Below are 20,608 nucleotides of genomic sequence, written 5' to 3' on the forward strand. Positions count from 1 at the left end.
ACAAGAATTTTTCTTAGAGAACCATAAAAAATATTAGATATTTAGAAAAGGCCTAAAAATGAAGTTTAAGAAGTCTGTGCTAGCAATGGCGATTATTTCAACACAATTGTTGGTAGCGCAATCCGTTTTAGCAGAAGAAGAATTTTCAATTGATGATTATTTTAGTGATTACGATGATCTGTATGAGGAAGAACAAACTGGTGAATTAGACAAGCCAAGCGATCAACGCAATGAAGAAGTGATAGCAGAAGAAATAGAAGATGCAGAAATTGTCGAGCCACAAAATCTAGAACAAAATCTAGAACAAAATCAAGACATACAATATTCACAAGCAACCGATGATGAAATTGAAAACGCAGAAGAATTAGACGTAACGGGTTATTTTATTCCCGATGAGAAAAAAGAAACCTCACAAATTGCCAATGTATTAAGTTTCGATGACATGGCAAAAACTGGCGATTCAAGTGCCGGTGATGCCTTAAAGCGTGTCTCTGGTTTGTCACTTGTGGGTGGCAAGTTTATTTATGTGCGCGGGTTAGATGATCGATATTCATCTGCATTATTAAATGGAGCCGTATTACCTTCACCCGAGCCAAATAAAAAAGTGGCACCAATGGATATATTTCCAACCAACGTGTTAGAAAGTGTACTAGTGCAAAAAACCTACTCACCTGAATTTCCAGGAGAATTTGCAGGGGGTATTATTCAAATGCGCTCTAAAGCCTTACCTGATTTACCGTTTACAAAAATATCCTTTGGGGGCGGATTTTTAACCGGCTCTACTTTTGCAAATGGCAGTTATAACCCAGGTGGAAATTATGATTGGTTAGGGTTTGATGATGGCACCCGAGGTATGTCTGACACTCTTTTAACGGCCATTGAACAAAGTGGAACACGTATTATTTCCACAGGCCCTGATGCCGTTGATAATATAGAAGAAGTCGGCGAGTCATTTTATCGAAAATATACACCGTCACAAAATACAAACTTACCGCCAGTTTCATTTAATATAGCCTATGGTAATCGCTGGGATATGGGTCAAAATTCTTATGGTTTAGTAGGAAGTTCGTCCTATTCGTATTCTGCTAAAAATCGCGAAGAAAAACGCTTTAAGTTTTCAGGTGACGGCGAGCAAACTGGTTTTTATGATTATAATTACACAACCGAAGAAGTCAGTTTAAATGCAATGTTAACTGGTGGGGTTGAGATTGGATTTGATCACGCTATTAAATTTACAAGTTTATTTATTCAGGACGCTCAAGATACCGCTTCGATGAAAGTCGGAAACTGGAGTCAAGATACCGACCCTGAAGATACCCGTGAAGATTATTTTGTGGAGTATATTTCAAGACAGCTAATTTCTAATCAAGTGGACGGTAAACATCAGTTTGATTTGTTTGATGCATTTTGGAAATTAAATTATTCCCAAGCCAATCGCGAAGCGCCTAACACCGTTGCCTATGGTTATGTTGTCGATGAAAACGGTGATAGTTCTTTATACACTAACACTGATGATATTAAACATGCATGGTTTGATATGAAAGATAGCGTTTTGGATATTTCATCGGATGTGGAGCATCATATTTATAAAGGGCAGTTAGAGGGTTCAGTGAAAGCTGGTGTGGGGTTGTTATATAAATCTCGATATTCAGATGCACGTCGTTTTCGCTTTGAGCAGCAGGTACCAGGTTCAATCAATATTACTAACGTGACACCTGAAGAAATTTTAATTGATGAAAATATTCACGGATCGAACTCAACGGGATATTTATTAAATGAAACAACGACACCTACTGATAATTACACTGGGGATAAATTTGTATTTTCTGGCTATACACAGTTAGATTATCCTTTTGATGAAACTATGCGAGGTACGGCAGGCGTTAGAGTTGAAAGTGTGAATCAATCGGTTATTACAAGAGATATTTTTAATTCCAATGCAGACATCAAAGGTACCTTTGAACAAATTGATATTTTACCTGTAATGACAGGCACGTATATTTTTTCAGATGCACAACAAATGCGCTTTGCATATAGTCGTACAGTAGCAAGACCTGATTTTAGGGAAATGTCCAGTGCGCGATATTATGATGTGGAAACAGGCAATCCAGTTGCAGGTAATCCTGATTTATTGCCAACGACAATTGACAGTATTGATACCCGTTTTGAATGGTATGGAAAAAATGATCGAGAATTTACCTTTGGTGCCTTTTTTAAATCCTTTGAAAATCACATTGAAAAAAGTGTAAGAGCGGGCTCTGAAGGTCTAGTCACTTACATGAATTTATCAAGAGCAAATAATTTTGGTTTTGAAATTGAAGTAAAAAATGATTTAGGTTTAGCAAAGAGTCGACTATCTGATTTTTATGTGTCCAGTAATTTAACTTATATTAACTCAACACTTTCATTAACCGATGAAGAAAAAGGTGTGATGACTAATAACAAAAGACCGATGCAAGGTCAGTCGGATTGGCTAGCTAATATTCAAATGGGTTATGACAATATAAATACAGGCACACAGGGTACATTGGTATATAACTACACAGGCAAGCGTGTAGATGAAGCCGGTCGTGACGGTTATGAAGATGTGTATGAAGATGGACGGGGTACGTTGGATTTTATTTATAAGCAAAATATTCCAGGTCAAGTAGGTTTGGCTGTGTCTTTTAAAGCTAAAAATATGTTAAACGGAGCGCATACTTACTCTCAAGGTGGAAATGTTGTGCGTGAATATCAAGAAGGGGCGAAGTTTACGATCTCTATTTCTAAAACTTGGGAAGCGTTACCAATTGATATTTGGTCAGATGACTAAGTTTTTGTTTCAATTGTTTTAAAGGAATTGTTTTAAAGGAATTGTTTTAAAGGAGTTGTTCTACAGAAATTGTTTTATGTTAATAAGCATAACTAAAGAAAGGGGCTTCTGCCCCTTTTTTAGTTATATTGTCATATAACTGTCATGTTTTTTGAATACAATCCGCGTTTTATTTTAAATGAGATGGGTTATGAAAATTTTCTTTGGTAAGTATCGATTAATTGTTTTTCAATACTTGCTTTTGTGATATTCGACGCTGCAGTATTATTTTTAAATATCAATCAATCCTATAAATTAGCAAATGATGCCCATGCGATACATTTAGCCAATCGTCAAGAATCATTATTGCATAAAATGCATGCGGGATTATTGAAAGCTCAAAATGATATTTATACCAATAGTATTGATGCGAATTCGGATTTTGAAGAGTTAGAAATACCCTATCGACAATTTGATGAAGTAATTGATTCTTTTTATTATGGCGCATCTTTAATAGGGCTAGATCAAGGAAATGATCAATTATTAAACGAGCAAGATTATCGACAGGCAAATGAGCAAGCATTAATTCAAATGCAATCCATGTGGCAGCAATATCGACATATTATTTCATTGATTGCATATTCCAACTACACAATGGATTTGTCAAATCCTTACGAGGTGGCACAGCTTAAGTTGAAAATAGAAATGGCATTGCAGATGTCCGATCAATATGTGGGTAAGTTAGCAACGTTATCCACAGAGTTTGCCAATTCTGTTGAATCCTTTGCAGAGCAAAAAACAAAAGACATGCGTTTGTTACAACAGATATCAATTGTATTATCAATTTTGTTTTTGGTGTTCATTCTATTTTATGCAGTTCGTAAAATGAGTAAGTCAGATGAAGTAACTAAAAAAGTCCAAAAAGAATTGGTCTTAATTTTAGATACAGTGGATGATGGTTTATTTTTGTTAGATGAAGATAATATTATTGGTAATCAATATTCAAAAAATTCTAAAAAAATAATATTTGAGAATAAAGATGAAAATGATTTTGTTGGTCATGATTTCTTAGAGTTAATCAAGTCGCAAGTCAGTGAGCAAACATTACAAGAAGCTGAATCTTTTTTACATGTTATGTTTTCGCAACATGCTGAGGTGGAGCTGTTAACTCAATTAAACCCACTGAATAAAATACAAACGCAAATGTATGATGCTAAAACTCAAAATTTTGTCACACGATATTTGAATTTTGATTTTATCCCAGCGAAAGAAAAAGGGCGTTTGAAGCACTTATTGGTTAAAGTGACTGATATCTCAAAACAAATAGAATTGGAATCAGCATTAAAGAAAATTGATGAAAGTTCGAATATGGATTTTCAATTATTATTATCTTTACTTGATTCTAATTCTCAGGATTTATTTGATTTTATTAAAAATATTCAGAATTCATTAACAAAAATAAATTCGGTATTGCAAAATCAAGACAACGATTCATTTAGTTTAATTCGAAAGTTAAACGAAATATCAGCAATTACGCATAAAGTGAAAGGTGAAGCGACAACGATTAATTTGCCTGTTTTTGTAGCCCAAATTCATGATTTTGAGCATATTATTGTGACGCTACGAGATCAAAAAAATATTCAAGCTAATGATTTGTTGCCAATTACTGTAAAACTAAAACAAACAAGAGAATTCAGTAATAAGGTTTTACAGTTAGTAAAAAGCTTAAATGGTAATGATCGTATTATTCAAAATGAAAATAAAATATCTAAAGTTTCTGCCATTGATAGTGCTATATATCCATTTCATCCATTTGAAAATTTGGCGAGTGTGGTTTCTAAAGATATGGGTAAGTCCTTAAGATTGGATTTGAATGAGTTTAATAAAAAGGATATTCCTAATTCAATTAAAGAAGATGTGGATCAAATATTAACTCAGCTAATAAGAAATAGTGTGTGTCACGGAATCGAGAGTAAATCTTTGCGGTCTGCTTTAGGTAAATCTTTTGAAGGCGTGATTAAAATTACTTCTAAAGTTGAAGGTAATCAATTAATACTGAGCATTAAAGATGATGGTCAAGGTATTAATGTAATGAAAATTAAAGCCAGAGTATTAAAGTCTAAATTAATGGATGAAAACACTTTAAGCAAAATTTCACATAAAGAATTAATACGATATTTATTTAATCCAGGTTTTACCACTGTTGACGCTCAAGATACTACCCATGCAGGTCACGGAATAGGGTTATATAGTGTGAAGCACTTAATTAATAATTTGAATGGGAAGCTCTTTTTGAAATTTAAGCCACGCGAATATACAGAATTTAAAATATCTATAAATTTAGATGCTAAAGATAATAAAGAATTATCTAATTTTTTTAACATTTCATCGGAGGCAGTATGAAAATTTTAATTGTGGATGATTCTTTAATTATTCGTAATAAAGTTGAGAGATTTTTAGGAAGTGAGCACAGTTATGAAATGGCAATTGATGGGGTAGAAGCGCTTGAGTTTTTTAATCAACAATTACCTGATTTTGTCACTATGGATTTAACAATGCCAAATATGGAAGGTGTTCAATGTATTGGCGAAATACGTAAAATTAACAGCAGTGTAAAGATTTTAGTGATCTCTGCATTAGATGATAAGTTAACCGCGCTTGAAGCCATTAAAAGTGGTGCAAATGGATTTCTAGGAAAGCCTTTTACAGAAAAAGAACTAGCAAATGCGTTAACTGTATTATTTAAATAAGAGGCAATAATGAAACAACAAGAGATTCAAGTGTTTATAGAGGGTGTTAAACATTATTTTAAAAAAGAATCCAATATTGAGGCAAGTGTAGGTACGCCATACTTGGTTGATTCTAAAGATTCTCCTGCGTTATCTTATACTGGCATTATCGGTATTTCAGGCGAGCGTAAAGGCTGCGTATATTTTACAGCGCCTTCGGTAATGTTAAGACACTTATTAGTGAGTATGGGTGAATCAGTGCAGTCGGATCATTATATTAGTGATTTAACTGGCGAAGTAGCCAATACTATTTCAGGAAACGCAAAAAAATCCTTTGGCTCACAATTTATGATCAGTGTGCCCATTGTGGTTAAGGGTGTACCCGATCAATTACAGTTACCCAAAGACATTGATGTGTATGTCGTGCCTATGAGTTGGAAGTCTTATGATGCAAATTTGGTTGTGTGTTTAGAGTAAACAGTAGGCAAAAAAAATCACTCAAAAGAGTGATTTTTTATTTATATTAATCGTAATTTAAATCTGTTGCCTTACCTCTAAATATCCAATATGAAAATAAGGTATAAGCAATTATTAAAGGCAATACTACTGCCACACCATAAAAGATGATACGCAACGATTCTATGCTAGAAATACTCTCTGATGCGAGCATTTGTCCTGGTACGACGTATGGAAAATAACTGAAGGCAAAACCGACTGCAACTATTAAATATAAAACGATGGTCATTAAAAATGCACTGTAATCATTTTTTATTTTTTTGTTTTCAAGGATTTGTTTAAAGTGGTAATCAATGGTCATGTACATATAAAAAGACGCCATTAATAAACCCAACATTAACATTAATCCTGTAAAGCTTAACCAACGTTGTGCGACGTCTTCTTTAAAATATAGATTGGTACTGCTGATAATGATCATGCCAATAATAAATACGTATCCTGCAAACTTTCCCCATTTAGCTGCTTGTTGTTGTAATTCGCCTTCTGTTTTATACACCAACCATGCACTGCCAATTAACATATAAGCGGCACTGACACCTATTGCACTGAGTAATGAAAATACGACACTTTGTATTGTATTTTCAAATCCCATGACATACATACCTAGCATGTAACCTTGCATTAACGTAACGACAAGTGAGCCAATTTTAAATACACGGTCCCATCTGTTTTTGTATTGCGTTGGGGCTTTTGCTCTAAAGTCAAAAGCGACACCACGCATAATTAAACCAATTAATAAAAACGTAGCGGGTAAATATAAGTGGCCTAAAACCAGTGAGTGTGCATTTGGAAACGCAATTAATAATATGCCGACCGCAAGTACTAACCAGGTTTCGTTTGCGTCCCAAAATGGCCCAATGGTGGCAATCATTTTGTCCCGTTGCGGCTCGTTATCCATGGGCATTAAAATACCAACACCCAAATCATAACCATCTAAAATTGCATAAATAAATATCGATAACGCCATCAGTCCTAAAAAAATGGTAGGTAAATATTGATCAAACATAATTTGCTCCTAATTCATCGGGGGTATGATTATCTTTTGCCAGCTGAATTTTTTTACGTGTTAAATAATAAATGGTATGAATATAGGCCACCAATAATAAAGCATAAACTGATAAATATAATATTAGTGAAAGTCCAACATGAGAAGCAGGTTGGTCAGTTACCGCTTCAGCGGTAGTTAAAATACCTTGAACTAAGTAGGGCTGTCTGCCAATTTCTGTGACATACCAGCCTGCCAAGCTTGCGATCCAACCTGAAAAAGTCATAAGCGTGAATAATCTTAATGAAAAGGTTGGGAATGCTTTTTTTCTTACTAGATAAAATACACCTATAAGTGCACTTAAAAGCATAAGTCCGCCCATGGCTAACATGATTCGAAAACCAAAAAACAACGGCTTAACAGGTGGGTGTTGTTCAAAATCATTTAGACCTTGAACTACGCCTTTTACATCATGTTTTAAAACCAAGCTGCCTGCATTAGGAATAGCAATTTCAAACTTATTTGATCGTGTTTGTTCATCTGGAATAGTAAACAGTACAAAAGGAATATGGCTGTCTGTTTCCCATATAGCTTCCATGGCGGCGATTTTTTGTGGTTGGTGTTCTAAAGTGTTTAAGCCGTGCATGTCACCGACAATAAATTGTAAAACAATCAGCACTGCTGAAAAACTTAATGATGTTTTTAAAGATTGTTTCGCATCGTCTTGATTTTTATATTTCAATAAACGATACGCACTGATTCCAATCACAAGAAAACAAGCGGTTAAACCTGAAGCAATAAGAGTGTGAGTTAAACGATATGGCATGGAAGGATTAAATATAATTTCAAACCAACTGGTTGCATGTGCCACGCCGTCGATCATTTCAAACCCTGCTGGTGTGTGCATCCAAGAATTAAGGGCGATGATCCAAAACGCCGAAAGGGTAGTACCAAATGCCACTAAAAAAGAGGCAAGTGTATGTAGCCAACTCGGCACACGTTTCATACCAAATAACATGATACCTAAAAACGTCGCCTCTAAGAAAAACGCAGTTAATACTTCGTAACCTAAAAGCGGCCCTGCGATATTACCGACTTTTTCCATAAACCCTGGCCAGTTAGTACCAAACTGAAACGACATGGTAATGCCAGTTACGACACCAAGGGCAAAAGACAGGGCAAAAATTTTGACCCAAAATTGATAGATGTCCATCCAAATTTGTTTCCCTGAAAGGTTAAAACGTAATTTGAAATAAAATAACATCCAGCCAAGGGCGATGTTAATCATGGGAAATAAAATATGGAAGCTAATGTTCGCTGCAAATTGAATACGAGAAAGCATCAATGTTTCTAACATGTTGTGCACCTGTTTATAAAAAAATTTTCTAACGATTCAAAATTTGAGGAAATAACTTTGAATCGTTACAGAATGTTTCTATTAAAAGAACTTATCTTTCAGTTTTAAAACTTTTCCAACCTGTCCTCCAATTTTTAAAAGAGTTTTGATTTGGTCAGGCTCTAGGTATTGAATTTGCTGTAAGGACTGATCCACCATTTCTAATAATTCTAACGACTCTTTCATTTTTTCATGAATATAAGTATCAGGATTGGATGTGGAGGACATCATTTGGCGACGTAACATAGTCAGTGTCGGCTCAATTTCACGCTTACGTCGTTGATTGGCAATTTGCATCGACAACTGCCAAATATCACCATTGGCTTTGTAATAAATTTTACGCTCACCACTGACCGGTTCAGTGCTGATTAACTGCCAGCTTTGTAATTCTTTAAGCCCCATGGATGTATTGCCGCGTGAAATAGTCAGCATTTCACTGATTTGATCGGCATTAAGCGGGGCTTCATTAAATATCAAAAGCGCAAGCATTTGACCAACGGTGCGGTTAAAGCCCCAGTGACCACCCATTTGTCCAAAGTGTACGACGCAGGTTTGTAATTCTTCGCTTATTTTCATTTGTTTGAACTTTCAGTAATTTCTGAAACTTTAGTATTTAATTGTGAGTAGTGCAAGTTCTTTTTAGGGTTATTTGGTGGGTAGATTGAATGTGTGGTGATTAAGGAGGGGGGAAGTGTGTTTGTGCAGGTTGTTCTTTAACGTCAACAAAGCAATTTAGTTTTGTTCCCGTAAACGGCAACCTACTATGGTTTGAATGGGGTTACTCTTTTTCCCAATGACGCTGCATTTCAAGATATAAAAATGAGGCGGTCCAAGTGATTAACACAAGTCCTGTTAACGATTCAATTCCAGTTAAGTAGCGAAGATTGCCAACAGGTTCAATGTCGCCAAAGCCTACGGTGCTAAATACGGTAAATGAAAAGTACGCGCAATCCATGAGTGTGCCTGTGAAATTCCCTGTTAATTCTCCCCAGCTGTCACTGTGGTGCATAAAATAATAGGCAATGGCAAAACACCAAATTTCAACTGCATGGGCGACAAGCGCAACCAAGACACCCACTACAATTCGGTAGCGATGAATAATTTTCATTTTAGGCATAATGAGGGTGATGCGATATAAAAATTCATAATGAATAATCACCGCTAAACCAACGACGAGACTGTGAATGATGAAAACGTAAAAGATCATGTTTTGGTGACCGTAAATTTGTATTGATTAATAATAGCAGTGAATGGTTTATTTGCCTGTCTCACAAATGTTTAAAATAGCTTGGGCGGTTTGCTCAATGCTCATATTTGAATTGTCTGCTATGTCCAAAGCTGGGTTGCACAAATCCTTGTTGGTTTAATTCGTCGATTCTATTTAGTACCCAATTAGATAACGCTCTATTACCGCGATTGGTTTTTAATACATCTAACCCAGAAAATAATGTCACAGCTACATGTTTGATTTGTGTGTCTTTTAATAACGCGCAAGCAAAGCCGTAATTTTCGTCATTAATGGGATAGCTTATAACCGAATGTATAGAGGCTTGGTCAAAATTGATCGTAATATCGATGGCATTTTTTAAGGTTAAGTTGATGGATTTTTCTATTGGCATCCTGCGGGTAAATTCCCTTAAATCATCCCCTTTAATGTGGGTAAAACCACAGTCCAAGTCTTTTATATACTTGGCTGTAGTGGTTTTACCTGAGTTGATGCATCCATTTAAAAATATAATCATGGTTAATAAATAGGCTTAATTAAAAGAGGGGGGCCTGAATATTATAAAATACTATTCATGCAGTTTGTTTTTTTGTGCACGAAGTCGTTCTCTATATTTTCCTTTTGCTAAGGCTTGCATATCGGTAACGGTATCGCTTTCGTCTATTATTTCACGACCTATCAATGTTTCAATAGCGTCCTCTAAAGAAACAATCCCTGAGGTTTGTCCGTATTCATCTTCAACTATAAATAAGTGCATCCTATTTTTTAAAAAAAGATCGAGTAATTTTGTCACTGCCAGTTTTTCGGATACGCGTTTAATTGGAATGACAAAGTCTGTAATGGGGGCGTCTGCATGCCCTGAGCGTTCGGCTTCATATAAGCTGTTTCGTAATATTTTACCTTTAATATCGTCAATGTTCTCGCCAATAACGGGTATCCTAGAAAACTGAGTGGTCGATGGTAGGTCTAGGGCTTCTTTAACTGTGAGGGTGTCCTTCAATATATGAACGACGGTTCGCGGCGTATAAATATCGACTGTTTTTATTTCTCTTAACGTTAATAGGTTAGCTAAATAGTCATTCTCTTGGGTAAATAATGTGCCATCTCGATGGCTAAGCGATGCCAGGGCGATAATTTCTTCACGTGTGATTTCGTTATCTATATTACGGTTAAATACACGTGTAATGCTTGTGGCTAACCAGACTAAAGGGAAAACTAATTTTACTAACCATAAAATAACAAATGCAGAGGGTACAGCCAGCGTTCTCCAAAAAGTAGCCCCTAAGGTTTTAGGTATGATTTCTGAAAAATACAGGATTGCTAGTGTTAATAATACAGCTATAAACGTTTCCCATTGTGTGCCAAAAACTTTTACACCTTGAGTACCTACGCCTGCCGCCCCCATTGTGTGAGCAAAGGTATTTAATATTAGAATGCTCGATAGGGATTCATCTAATTTATCTTTTACTTTACTTAGAATTTTACCCGATAACGGTTTTGATGAACTCACTTGCTCAACATAGCTGGGAGTGATGGAAAGTAACACAGCTTCTAAAATTGAACATAAAAATGATATGCCAATGGCGATTAATAAATATATAATTAAAAGTGTCATGTTTAAGCCTTAAATAAAAGGGTATTTTACCCAGTATTGAGTTGTAAAAATACCAAGTAAACGAAAAAATCGTGAATTGTCATTTTCAGCTTAAACTGGGCCAGATTAAAGGCGCCTCATAACAACACAACTAAAATTTCTTCAGTGAGACAGTGTTGCATAAATGTTGCTGCGGTTGACGATGCGAAATGACAGGTCCTTTCGAGTCAACGTACAAAGTGTTTATGCCACTGCCCCTACTAAAAGTTCCTCTCCAGTAGGGGAGGAGAAACCTTAATACACTCGACTTTGTGCTCCTGCAAAGTCTAATTTGATGTTTCCTTAAATCGATTCGTTGCACTACTTTGAAATACGCCGTTATTACTTCATCAGCAAGCCCCGACTAATAAAATGTCTGAAAGCCTGAATTTATCTTAGTTATTTAGAGGCTTTAATTCCTTGAATACGCTTAACTAAATCGATAGATGCTTCAATTTCGACTTTACGTACGGATACTGATTCAATGTTACAACCAATCGTAATGCCTTTATTATCAGCAAATTCTTTTAATTCTTTAAAGCATTTTTCGCTGTAATCGACGCTGGTTTGTAAAATATCCCCCGAATTTAATAATTCATTTTCTAGCCAGCGAGGAATGCTGATGCCTAACCATTTCATAAACTGTAATGTTTTAGCAGAACCACAAGGCGTTAGGGTGAATAAAATCGGGGCAAGTTCTAAGTTGTTGGCTTTTGCGTGATAGTAATAATCACTTAAGAAATTTTTAGACGCTTCCACATCGTAAACCCCTTGGGAGATAAAAAATGAACAACCCTGTTCGATTTTTTTAAATACACGTAAATGCTCGTCTTTTTTAGAGTCATGACGCTCTGAAATCACAACACCACCCATTAATGAGTCGGCATGAGTTTGTTTTTTAAGCTCGTAAGCTTCATTCATTTTCATGCTAACAGACTGGCTTTTAGATGCTGCACCTACAAAAACCGATAAGTTATCTTTGTTGGTTTCAATAAAATGGCTTAATTCGGGTTTGGAGTATTTGCCCACTGCACGATAAATCACCTGTTGAACGGACAAATCTTGTAAGTAGTCTTTGCCATATTCAAAGGCGTCTAGTGTTTCCATAAAAGGAAATGGGCGCTCGTCTTGTGTGCGAGTCTCTTCGTCTTGAATGTCGTAAATGACCAGACCGTCTACGTTAAGCGGTAATAAACGCTGTTTTTGTAGATCTGCAATTTCTTTTACTTTAGCCGGATCAGTGCCTTTTTTAGGAGGCGTGATGCCATATAGGATGATGCCAGATTCTTTGTTTTTGATTTTTTCAGATAACATGGGTTGAGCCAAATTCGTTGAGTTGGGGGTATTTTATATGATGTGGTGAATTTTGCTATGGGGTGGGGGATTTGTCTCCTAAATTAGAGTGTTATTTTATTTTGAGTTAGTTAATGTCACTGTAGCGACATAAATACTATTCAAGTAAAGTAATCGCTAATATTGGATTGAAAATAAAGAGTATGAAATTTTTACTTATATTAGGCTCGGTGCGAGATAGTTCGCCTCCTAAACCTGCGCGCCTTGGTTTGCGAATCGCTCGTGCCTGTCTTAAATGTTTGAATGCACATTACGCTGAGCATCAATTTGAATTAATTGACCCCCTTGATTATCCATTTGAGTCTATTTTTAAACCGCATTTTTCTTATGCAAAAAATAAAGTGCCCGACGCATTAGAGCTCGTTTCTAAAAAAATTCAATCAGCGGATGGTTATATTATGTTGAGTCCTGAATATAATCATAGTATGAGCCCTGCGTTAGCTAACTTATTAAATCATTTCGGCAGCTCATTATTTTCATATAAACCCAGTGCGATTGTTACGTATTCTGCAGGGCAATGGGGCGGGTTACGTGCTGCAGTGGGTATGCGTAGTTTTTTAAGTGAGCTTGGGTGTCTTCCTGTTTCGGCGATGATTCATGTGCCTAATGCGCAAAAGGTATTTATGGAAGATGGTAATATGCAAAGTGATGAAAGTCAGAACTCATGGTTTGATTATTTTTCACGTACGTTTAATCAATTGGTTTGGTGGGCGCATGCATCACAAAATCAGCGCGAGGTGATTGATCCGAATAAAATGATTGGTGATTTTAAGAAAGATCCTTCTGAACGTAATGGGCCTTAATTGTTTGTTAGCCTTAGCCTTAGCCTTAGCCTTAGCGTTAGTTGTCAAGTCATTAAGTAATTACTCTGGCGTAGGCTATGTTTTGAATTGTTGTGGCAGGATGCAAAATCATAATGCTGATCTAAGCCAACAATCAAACGCAGCAAAGTTTGTATCATATTCAAAATATCAATAATTATCACAGTCAGTTAAAGCGTTGGTATTTGAAGATGTATGGAGTAGCCAGTAAGTATTTGGCGAAGTATTTGGGTTGGTTTAGAATGCTGGACTGGCACAAATATCAGACCTTTTCTAGCGACATTAAGAGCGAAAGCGAAAAACTGTTTGAATTCAAACTGTTACAGGTGCAGCAACATAAATTTGAAACATAGCCATGGCGTATTTAACTACACTTTGCGTATTCAATATCATGTATCTAGCGTCATGAACTGTCCCTTAAATATTCTAGCTTATCCGTTAATAAATCTTTACTGCCAAACACTTGAAACTCACGTATAATAGCGCCCTTTTCTATATTTTGTGAGTAAGATTGTGGATTTTCCTACACGTTATGATGTGATTGTGATCGGTGGTGGTCATGCGGGTACTGAGGCGGCTTTGGCTGCAGCGCGCATGGGTTCTAAGACTTTGTTGTTGACCCATAATACTGAAACCATTGGGGTAATGAGCTGTAACCCTGCTATTGGTGGTATTGGTAAGAGTCATTTAGTTAAAGAGATCGATGCATTAGGTGGTGCGATGGCAACCGCTACGGACAAAGCTGGGATTCAATTTCGTGTATTAAATTCACGTAAAGGCCCTGCGGTTCGAGCGACTCGTGCCCAAGCGGATCGTTCATTATATCGAGCGGCTATTCGTGAAATTGTGGAAAACCAAGAAAATTTACAAGTTTTTCAGCAAGCCTGCGATGATTTAATTGTTGAAGGCGACACTGTAAAAGGTGTGGTTACGCAAACAGGCATTAAGATATTTGCTGAGACCGTTGTGTTAACAGCGGGTACGTTCTTAGGTGGTGTGATTCATATTGGTATGGACAATCATCAAGGTGGCCGAGCAGGCGATCCGCCTTCAAATGCATTGTCTAAGCGTTTACGCGAATTACCATTTAAAGTCGATCGCTTAAAAACAGGCACACCTGCTCGTATTGATTCTCGTAGCGTTGATTTCTCTGTGATGACGGAACAGCCTGGCGATACGCCATTACCTGTGATGAGTTATATGGGTAATGTTGCACAGCATCCAAAACAAATCAGTTGTTTTATTACTCACACAAATGAAAAAACCCACGATATTATTCGCTCAAACCTTGATCGCTCACCTATGTATGCAGGTGTTATTGAAGGCATTGGCCCACGTTACTGTCCGTCTATTGAAGACAAAGTCATGCGTTTTGCTGATAAAACCAGCCATCAAATTTTTGTTGAGCCCGAGGGCTTGAGTACGTTTGAGTTATACCCAAATGGTATTTCAACAAGCTTGCCGTTTGATGTGCAAATGGATTTTATTCGCTCAATGAAAGGGTTTGAAAATGCTCACATTACTCGTCCAGGTTATGCCATTGAGTATGATTATTTTAATCCACAAGATTTGCGTCAAACCTTAGAAACTAAATTATTAAATAACCTGTATTTTGCTGGCCAAATCAACGGCACAACCGGTTATGAAGAGGCGGGTGCTCAAGGGATACTTGCAGGTTCTAACGCAGCATTGCGTGCTCAGCAAAAAGATCCTTGGATGTTGCGCCGTGATGAAGCTTATATTGGTGTATTGGTTGATGACTTATCCACATTGGGTACTAAAGAGCCGTATCGTATGTTCACAAGCCGCGCCGAATACCGTTTGATTTTACGTGAAGACAATGCCGATTTGCGTTTGACTGAAAAAGGCCGTGAAATTGGTTTAGTTGACGATAAGCGTTGGAGAGCATTCAGTGAAAAACGCGAAGCCATTGAAATTGAAAAACAACGTTTAAAAGACACATGGGTCAGACCGAATACCGAGCTAGGTGATGAGGTCAGTAAATTACTTGAAAGACCGATGGCGCGTGAATATTCAATGATGGACATTTTAAAACGTCCAGATGTAAGGTTTAAAGATTTGCAAAATATCCATGGTGCGAATCCTTTGGCGGATGATGTGGCTGAGCAAGTTGAAATTTCAGCTAAATACGACGGATACATTAAGCGCCAGCAAGAAGAGATTGATTTGTTACGTCGCCAAGAAAATATGCCATTACCTGATGATTTCACTTACGACAATATCAGTGGTTTGTCCAACGAAGTGAAACAAAAATTAAACGATATTCGCCCTGCAACGTTAGCGCAAGCGTCACGAATTTCAGGTGTGACACCAGCTGCGGTGTCTTTGTTGTTAATTCAATTAAAAAGACATACATCAAGTAAAGCCAATACAGCAACCGCTTCTACGCCATCTACAGCAACAGGGTCAGTTTGATGTCACAAGATTTTAAAGCAAGATTAGAGCGTGGGTTTAGTGAATTAAAACTAGCAACCACGCCTGAGCAAGTAGAGCAATTACTGGCTTACCACACGTTATTAATTAAGTGGAACAAAGCTTATAACTTAACGGCGATTCGTGACCCAATGGAAATGATTGATCGTCACTTGGTGGACTCGTTAGGCATTATAGATTTTCTAGATGACATTAAACGTTTAATTGATGTAGGTACAGGCGGTGGCATGCCGGGTATTATTATTGCGATTATGCGTCCTGAGATTCATGTCACATTGTTAGACAGTAACGGTAAAAAAACACGTTTTTTACAGCAAGTGGTTATGAGTCTTAAGCTTTCAAATGCCAAAGTGGTTCAGTCTCGTTTAGAATCGTTTCATGTTGAAAACGAAGATTTATTTGATTGCATTACATCAAGAGCGTTTGCGACGTTACAAGATATGGTCGATAAATCCCATACTTTGTTGGCATCTAGCGGACAATATTTGGCAATGAAGGGAATTAATCCCGTTGATGAGATATCTCAATTGCCTTTAGGCTTTAAAGTGAATAAAGTGTGTCCTTTATCTATTCCTTTTGCCGATGGTCAGCGTCATTTAGTTAGTATTGTAAGAGACGCAAGCTAACCTCATATATTTTGGATTCATCGAGCAAAACTATTTAACGGATCATCAAGCGCATGGCAAAAATTTACGCAATTACCAATCAAAAAGGGGGTGTAGGTAAAACCACTACATCCATCAATTTAGCCGCTTCTATGGTCGCAATGAAACGTAAAGTTTTATTGATCGATTTAGACCCACAGGGAAATGCGACTATGGGCAGTGGTGTTAACAAACATGATGTAGAATTAAGTGTCTACGATTTATTAACCAGCTCTGTGCCATTGACTGACATTATTTGTTCAAGTGAATCAGGTATTGATGTGATTCCGGCTAACTCTGATTTAACCGCTGCTGAAGTTGAGCTTTTAAATTTAGACAATAAAGAAATGATATTGGCTAACAAAATTAATGAAGCGAAGGGTAAGTACGATTATGTATTTATTGACTGTCCACCTTCATTAAATATGTTAACCGTGAATGCCTTGTGTGCATCTGACGGGGTGATTATTCCTATGCAGTGTGAGTATTTTGCGCTTGAAGGGGTAGCGGATTTAATTCAAACCGTTGAAAATATATCGTCCGTTGCCAATACAAAATTAGAAATTGAAGGGGTGTTACGTACAATGTACGACCCTCGAAATTCATTAACCAAAGATGTTTCAGAGCAATTAACTGGCTTTTTTGGTGACAAATTATACGAAACGGTGATTCCACGTAATGTGCGATTGGCAGAAGCGCCAAGTTACGGTATGCCTATCATTCAATACGATAAAGCGTCCAAAGGTGCGATGGCTTATTTGGCTTTAGCGGGTGAAATTCTTCGACGTCATAAAACTAATTAAATAGTAAAAGGGAGACCGTAATGTCTGTAAGAAAAAGAGGCCTTGGTAAAGGGTTAGATGCTCTTTTAAGTAGCCGAAATGACATCAGTCTAATCAGTGAAACAGCAGTTGAAAAAGTAGCTGATGGCACATTGAGGCAGGTACCAGTAGAGTTTATTCAGCGTGGCAAATATCAGCCGCGACGTGATATGTCAGCAGATGCATTGGAAGAATTGTCAGCGTCAATTAAAGCACAGGGCGTGATGCAGCCAATTGTGATTCGTCCTATTGATTCAAAAGACGAGCGTTATGAAATTATTGCCGGTGAGCGTCGTTGGCGTGCAAGTCAATTAGCAGGGTTAGATTCAATTCCTGCTGTGATTCGTACAGTCAGCGATGAAGATGCTATCGCGATGGCGTTAATTGAAAATATTCAGCGTGAAAATTTAAATCCAATGGAAGAAGCCATTGCGTTACAGCGCTTAAAACAAGAGTTTGAATTAACTCAGCAGCAAGTTGCTGATGCGGTGGGTAAGTCTCGAGTAACTGTGACGAATTTATTGCGTTTAATTGCGTTAACCGATGATGTTAAGCGTATGTTGGAGCATGGTGATCTTGAAATGGGGCACGCTCGAGCATTATTAAGTCTGTCTGAAAAAGATCAAATTCATGCAGCCAAACAAGTTGTAGCAAAAGGATTGACGGTTCGTCAAACTGAATCATTAGTGCGTAAGCTTAATCAACCAGATGTGGAAGTGCAGCCAAGTCAGCAAATGACTGCCAATGTTAAATCATTAGAAACCAGTTTGGCGCAAAGATTGGGTGCAAGTGTGGATATTAAGCATAAATCGAAAGGTAATGGACAGTTAGTGATTAAATATAATAGTCTTGCTGAGTTAGATGGCATTTTAAAGCACATTAAATAAAAGATAGGTGAAGAAATGAAAAAGGTTGTTTGGTTGGTTGGATTGTATGCGGTGATTACAATCGTGCATGCAGGTAAAAAACTAACTGAAAATGAAATTTATGATTTAAAAAATCCTTATAAAGCAGAGCTTAAGTATAAGCGATTTGAATACTGCAAAAACGGATTGATTCCTTTTCGTTCGATTGCTACTACGCCAAAAGCTGATCTTGACTCCAGTGTTGGGTTTTATGAATTTGATGCTGAAGATTTAAAATACGCTCAAACCAGAGTGATTCAGTTAGCTGTGACTCAAGGAAAAAAATACAACGGAAAAAAAATCGATAAAGTGATCGGTAATTTTTGGAATGAATGTCTTGAGTTACCATTAGAATTTTTTAAAGACGATCAAGTTGAATCAGATGCTTTAGAGTATGAAGAACTTGAGTCTTTGTTGTAACAAATAGGTTTAAAAATTATTGAGAATGTCTGAATGTTCTGTGTAGGTATTCTTGAGGTAATAAAAAAGGAGGCGATGCCTCCTTTTTTGTGCCTAACTAACTAAATTGATTGTATCTGGTTAAGCAATGAGTTCACGATGTGACTCGTGCAAACTATGAATTAATTGGTCTTCTTTTTGAAATCTGTCTTCTAATAACTCACCAATTGTCGATAATTCTAAATGCAGCTCGTTTAAATGTTCGCTGGTGTTTTTATCGTTGCTGTATTTATCATTAAAATCTAATAAATCTTGCGTATTCACTTTTAGTTGTGGGTAGATTTCTTTTGCAAGTTCTATTGAACCATCATCGAATTCTTTCGCCTCTTTAAATAGCTGCTCATACACTTCAAAGTGACCAGCAGAAACGTAATCCATCATCATTTGACAGAACGCTTTTGTTTTTACTTCTATAGAGGCGTCAATTGGTGTGTACTGATCTAAACCTTCAATTGCACAGTAAAGTAAAATTACTTCTTGGCGCTCATTTAACCAACGATCTATTAACTCGTGGACGCCACCCCATAGTTCTTTAGCATTTTTACAACGTTCTAACATAGTGTGTATGCTCCCTAATTAAATAACAGTGGATGGAATATAAAGATTGCAGGTCGCAGGGACAAGCATTTTATTTTGTTATTTCACATATATTTGAACTTGATTTATTTTGGATTTGAACATTATGCTGTTTCAGCCTATTTATGCTAACTAGATGTTATATAAATTAAGGTTTTTAGGTCAAAATTGTTTTAACTTCTTAAGTTGCAAATGGATAGTTGGGCATGAGTCTTTCGTTTTAATCGAGCTGTGCTAATCTCAATATAAGTTAAATATAATTGGATAGGCTATGTTTAAAGTACTAAAAAGCGTCAGTTTGGTTATTTTGTCTAGTTTGGTTTTAACGCCAATGGCATTTTCTAGAGAGTACGTGGAAATCAAACCGGAATTTATTGTGAATTACGGTATGGATCAAAAACTGCATTTTATGAAATTTGAAATGTCACTTAGGTTAGAAGACAGTGCAGATGCGTTAGATGTAAATATCCATGCTGATTTAATACGGCATGAAATGATTATGTTAATGAGTCGCCAGGAAACTTCAGCCATAAATTCAGTAGAAGGTAAAATCGAAATTCAAGAACAAGCATTAGAGGCTATTCAAAAAGTATTTTTGGAAGAATTTGGAAAAAAAATGGTTGATCGTGTGTTGTTCCTAAATTATATCGTTCAAAAATAAAGTATAAAAATCAAATAGTTACATCATTTATGGTGAAATTTGATTAAATAATAAACAAAATGATAAATAAATCACCTAAGTTGTTATTTTTAAAAGATTTTTTAAAAAATATGGTTGACTCTGCCAGTAAAAACATTAATATACGCACCACGTTAACGCAGTGACCCACTGAGTTAACAAGTTTGTAAGCGGGAATAGCTCAGTGGTAGAGCACAACCTTGCCAAGGTTGGGGTCGGGAGTTCGAGCCTCCTTTCCCGCTCCAAATTATAGGCCATGTTAGTGGCTGGATAGCAAAGTGGTAATGCTGTGGACTGCAACTCCGCCATCGTCGGTTCGATTCCGACTCCAGCCTCCAATTGCAGTCTAAAGTATGTAGCAATATTAGTTACAAGTAGGACACCAAATCCTACTATAAAAAAGTCCCTCGATGCCCGGGTGGTGAAATTGGTAGACACACAAGACTTAAAATCTTGCGACTTCTGGTCGTGCCGGTTCGATTCCGGCCCCGGGCACCACGTTTTAAAAATCCCCTATTATAAAATAATTATTTCAATCTGAAATACATTAACTTCCCATTATTATCTATTAAAAATTTCAAATGTTCATTTATTACGTTCAATTAAATATTCAAAAGTCTT

19 protein-coding genes, 3 tRNA genes and 1 pseudogene are annotated in these 20,608 nt (G+C 36.7%); 15 read left to right on the top strand and 8 right to left on the bottom strand.

The genetic code is table 11. The features are described 5' to 3' along the window. Nucleotides 1-58 precede the first annotated feature (58 nt). From TYM08_RS05705 to TYM08_RS05720, 4 genes are all read left to right on the top strand, one after another. A complete protein-coding gene (locus TYM08_RS05705) occupies nt 59-2,812 on the top strand; it encodes a TonB-dependent receptor plug domain-containing protein (RefSeq protein ID WP_422382004.1) in 2,754 nt (917 codons plus the stop codon). Nucleotides 2,813-3,055: 243 nt separating this feature from the next. Further along, nucleotides 3,056-5,194 (top strand): ATP-binding protein, encoded by a 2,139-nt coding sequence (locus tag TYM08_RS05710; protein ID WP_422382005.1) that lies wholly within the window; start codon nt 3,056-3,058, stop codon nt 5,192-5,194. Then, nucleotides 5,191-5,541 (top strand): response regulator transcription factor, encoded by a 351-nt coding sequence (locus tag TYM08_RS05715; RefSeq protein WP_422382006.1) that lies wholly within the window; start codon nt 5,191-5,193, stop codon nt 5,539-5,541. The genes TYM08_RS05710 and TYM08_RS05715 overlap by 4 nt, the downstream gene beginning before the upstream one ends. Before the next feature lie 9 nt (nt 5,542-5,550). After that, complete coding sequence (locus TYM08_RS05720; protein WP_422382007.1) at nt 5,551-5,997, top strand: chemotaxis protein CheX; 447 nt, start codon at nt 5,551-5,553, stop codon at nt 5,995-5,997. A gap of 46 nt (nt 5,998-6,043) precedes the next feature. On the opposite strand, the gene TYM08_RS05725 is transcribed toward TYM08_RS05720, so the two are convergent. The 7 genes from TYM08_RS05725 to TYM08_RS05755 form a co-directional block, all read right to left on the bottom strand. After that, nucleotides 6,044-7,042 carry a cytochrome d ubiquinol oxidase subunit II gene (locus TYM08_RS05725; RefSeq protein ID WP_422382008.1) on the bottom strand — a complete coding sequence of 333 codons (999 nt, stop codon included), beginning with the start codon at nt 7,040-7,042 and terminating at the stop codon, nt 6,044-6,046. Further along, nucleotides 7,035-8,378: a cytochrome ubiquinol oxidase subunit I gene (locus TYM08_RS05730; RefSeq protein ID WP_422382009.1), complete on the bottom strand. Its 1,344-nt coding sequence runs from the start codon at nt 8,376-8,378 to the stop codon at nt 7,035-7,037. The genes TYM08_RS05725 and TYM08_RS05730 overlap by 8 nt, the downstream gene beginning before the upstream one ends. An 81-nt stretch (nt 8,379-8,459) precedes the next feature. Further along, nucleotides 8,460-8,993, bottom strand: coding sequence for a GbsR/MarR family transcriptional regulator (locus tag TYM08_RS05735; RefSeq protein WP_422382010.1), 534 nt, complete (start codon nt 8,991-8,993; stop codon nt 8,460-8,462). 202 nt (nt 8,994-9,195) lie between these two features. Continuing rightward, nucleotides 9,196-9,624, bottom strand: coding sequence for a potassium channel family protein (locus TYM08_RS05740; RefSeq protein ID WP_422382011.1), 429 nt, complete (start codon nt 9,622-9,624; stop codon nt 9,196-9,198). A gap of 94 nt (nt 9,625-9,718) precedes the next feature. Further along, complete coding sequence (locus tag TYM08_RS05745) at nt 9,719-10,159, bottom strand: hypothetical protein (RefSeq protein ID WP_422382012.1); 441 nt, start codon at nt 10,157-10,159, stop codon at nt 9,719-9,721. A 51-nt stretch (nt 10,160-10,210) separates the two neighbouring features. Then, nucleotides 10,211-11,257 (bottom strand): CNNM domain-containing protein, encoded by a 1,047-nt coding sequence (locus TYM08_RS05750; protein WP_422382013.1) that lies wholly within the window; start codon nt 11,255-11,257, stop codon nt 10,211-10,213. Between the two features lie 417 nt (nt 11,258-11,674). Beyond that, nucleotides 11,675-12,589, bottom strand: a complete 915-nt coding sequence (locus TYM08_RS05755) for a methylenetetrahydrofolate reductase (protein ID WP_422382014.1) — start codon at nt 12,587-12,589, stop codon at nt 11,675-11,677. Between the two features lie 182 nt (nt 12,590-12,771). Here TYM08_RS05755 and TYM08_RS05760 point away from each other — a divergent pair, with 182 nt between their 5' ends. The 7 genes and pseudogenes from TYM08_RS05760 to TYM08_RS05790 all read left to right on the top strand — a co-directional run bounded on the left by TYM08_RS05760 (nt 12,772) and on the right by TYM08_RS05790 (nt 18,693). Then, nucleotides 12,772-13,431 (top strand): NADPH-dependent FMN reductase, encoded by a 660-nt coding sequence (locus TYM08_RS05760; RefSeq protein WP_422382015.1) that lies wholly within the window; start codon nt 12,772-12,774, stop codon nt 13,429-13,431. Between the two features lie 149 nt (nt 13,432-13,580). Next, nucleotides 13,581-13,802 (top strand): annotated as a pseudogene (locus TYM08_RS05765) (hypothetical protein); the annotation flags it as partial. Nucleotides 13,803-13,962: 160 nt separating this feature from the next. Then, nucleotides 13,963-15,885: a tRNA uridine-5-carboxymethylaminomethyl(34) synthesis enzyme MnmG gene (gene mnmG / locus TYM08_RS05770; RefSeq protein WP_422382016.1), complete on the top strand. Its 1,923-nt coding sequence runs from the start codon at nt 13,963-13,965 to the stop codon at nt 15,883-15,885. Further along, the gene (rsmG, locus tag TYM08_RS05775; RefSeq protein WP_422382017.1) at nt 15,885-16,529 is read left to right on the top strand and encodes a 16S rRNA (guanine(527)-N(7))-methyltransferase RsmG; all 645 of its coding nucleotides are present in this window, start codon (nt 15,885-15,887) and stop codon (nt 16,527-16,529) included. The genes mnmG and rsmG overlap by 1 nt, the downstream gene beginning before the upstream one ends. Before the next feature lie 53 nt (nt 16,530-16,582). Beyond that, nucleotides 16,583-17,350, top strand: a complete 768-nt coding sequence (locus TYM08_RS05780; RefSeq protein WP_422382018.1) for a ParA family protein — start codon at nt 16,583-16,585, stop codon at nt 17,348-17,350. Nucleotides 17,351-17,370: 20 nt separating this feature from the next. Then, nucleotides 17,371-18,255 carry a ParB/RepB/Spo0J family partition protein gene (locus TYM08_RS05785; protein WP_422382019.1) on the top strand — a complete coding sequence of 295 codons (885 nt, stop codon included), beginning with the start codon at nt 17,371-17,373 and terminating at the stop codon, nt 18,253-18,255. Nucleotides 18,256-18,270: 15 nt separating this feature from the next. Next, on the top strand, nt 18,271-18,693 hold the full coding sequence (locus TYM08_RS05790; RefSeq protein ID WP_422382020.1) for a hypothetical protein: 423 nt from the start codon (nt 18,271-18,273) through the stop codon (nt 18,691-18,693). A gap of 120 nt (nt 18,694-18,813) precedes the next feature. Here the strand turns inward: TYM08_RS05790 and rsd are convergent, their stop codons facing one another. Beyond that, a complete protein-coding gene (rsd, locus tag TYM08_RS05795) occupies nt 18,814-19,290 on the bottom strand; it encodes a sigma D regulator (protein WP_422382021.1) in 477 nt (158 codons plus the stop codon). 289 nt (nt 19,291-19,579) lie between these two features. On the opposite strand from rsd, the gene TYM08_RS05800 reads away from it, so the two are divergent. From TYM08_RS05800 to TYM08_RS05815, 4 genes are all read left to right on the top strand, one after another. Next, nucleotides 19,580-19,969 (top strand): flagellar basal body-associated FliL family protein, encoded by a 390-nt coding sequence (locus TYM08_RS05800; RefSeq protein WP_422382022.1) that lies wholly within the window; start codon nt 19,580-19,582, stop codon nt 19,967-19,969. A 188-nt stretch (nt 19,970-20,157) separates the two neighbouring features. After that, nucleotides 20,158-20,232, top strand: a tRNA-Gly gene (locus TYM08_RS05805). A gap of 19 nt (nt 20,233-20,251) precedes the next feature. Then, a tRNA-Cys gene (locus TYM08_RS05810) sits at nt 20,252-20,325 on the top strand. Between the two features lie 74 nt (nt 20,326-20,399). Continuing rightward, a tRNA-Leu gene (locus TYM08_RS05815) sits at nt 20,400-20,485 on the top strand. Nucleotides 20,486-20,608: the final 123 nt, after the last annotated feature.

It is taken from the genome of Marinicellulosiphila megalodicopiae (assembly GCF_045862395.1).
Classification (GTDB): domain Bacteria; phylum Pseudomonadota; class Gammaproteobacteria; order Pseudomonadales; family Natronospirillaceae; genus Marinicellulosiphila; species Marinicellulosiphila megalodicopiae.

What these genes read in the sequence shown, in the direction of transcription:
- TYM08_RS05790 (WP_422382020.1), top strand. Translation starts at nt 18,271, where the DNA reads ATGAAAAAGGTTGTTTGGTTGGTTGGATTGTATGCGGTGATTACAATC.
- TYM08_RS05705 (WP_422382004.1), top strand. Translation starts at nt 59, where the DNA reads ATGAAGTTTAAGAAGTCTGTGCTAGCAATGGCGATTATTTCAACACAA.
- TYM08_RS05785 (WP_422382019.1), top strand. Translation starts at nt 17,371, where the DNA reads ATGTCTGTAAGAAAAAGAGGCCTTGGTAAAGGGTTAGATGCTCTTTTA.
- TYM08_RS05755 (WP_422382014.1), bottom strand. Translation starts at nt 12,589, where the DNA reads ATGTTATCTGAAAAAATCAAAAACAAAGAATCTGGCATCATCCTATAT.
- TYM08_RS05745 (WP_422382012.1), bottom strand. Translation starts at nt 10,159, where the DNA reads ATGATTATATTTTTAAATGGATGCATCAACTCAGGTAAAACCACTACA.
- TYM08_RS05800 (WP_422382022.1), top strand. Translation starts at nt 19,580, where the DNA reads ATGTTTAAAGTACTAAAAAGCGTCAGTTTGGTTATTTTGTCTAGTTTG.
- rsmG (WP_422382017.1), top strand. Translation starts at nt 15,885, where the DNA reads ATGTCACAAGATTTTAAAGCAAGATTAGAGCGTGGGTTTAGTGAATTA.
- TYM08_RS05735 (WP_422382010.1), bottom strand. Translation starts at nt 8,993, where the DNA reads ATGAAAATAAGCGAAGAATTACAAACCTGCGTCGTACACTTTGGACAA.
- TYM08_RS05740 (WP_422382011.1), bottom strand. Translation starts at nt 9,624, where the DNA reads ATGATCTTTTACGTTTTCATCATTCACAGTCTCGTCGTTGGTTTAGCG.
- TYM08_RS05730 (WP_422382009.1), bottom strand. Translation starts at nt 8,378, where the DNA reads ATGTTAGAAACATTGATGCTTTCTCGTATTCAATTTGCAGCGAACATT.
- TYM08_RS05720 (WP_422382007.1), top strand. Translation starts at nt 5,551, where the DNA reads ATGAAACAACAAGAGATTCAAGTGTTTATAGAGGGTGTTAAACATTAT.
- TYM08_RS05750 (WP_422382013.1), bottom strand. Translation starts at nt 11,257, where the DNA reads ATGACACTTTTAATTATATATTTATTAATCGCCATTGGCATATCATTT.
- TYM08_RS05725 (WP_422382008.1), bottom strand. Translation starts at nt 7,042, where the DNA reads ATGTTTGATCAATATTTACCTACCATTTTTTTAGGACTGATGGCGTTA.
- TYM08_RS05715 (WP_422382006.1), top strand. Translation starts at nt 5,191, where the DNA reads ATGAAAATTTTAATTGTGGATGATTCTTTAATTATTCGTAATAAAGTT.
- rsd (WP_422382021.1), bottom strand. Translation starts at nt 19,290, where the DNA reads ATGTTAGAACGTTGTAAAAATGCTAAAGAACTATGGGGTGGCGTCCAC.
- TYM08_RS05760 (WP_422382015.1), top strand. Translation starts at nt 12,772, where the DNA reads ATGAAATTTTTACTTATATTAGGCTCGGTGCGAGATAGTTCGCCTCCT.
- TYM08_RS05780 (WP_422382018.1), top strand. Translation starts at nt 16,583, where the DNA reads ATGGCAAAAATTTACGCAATTACCAATCAAAAAGGGGGTGTAGGTAAA.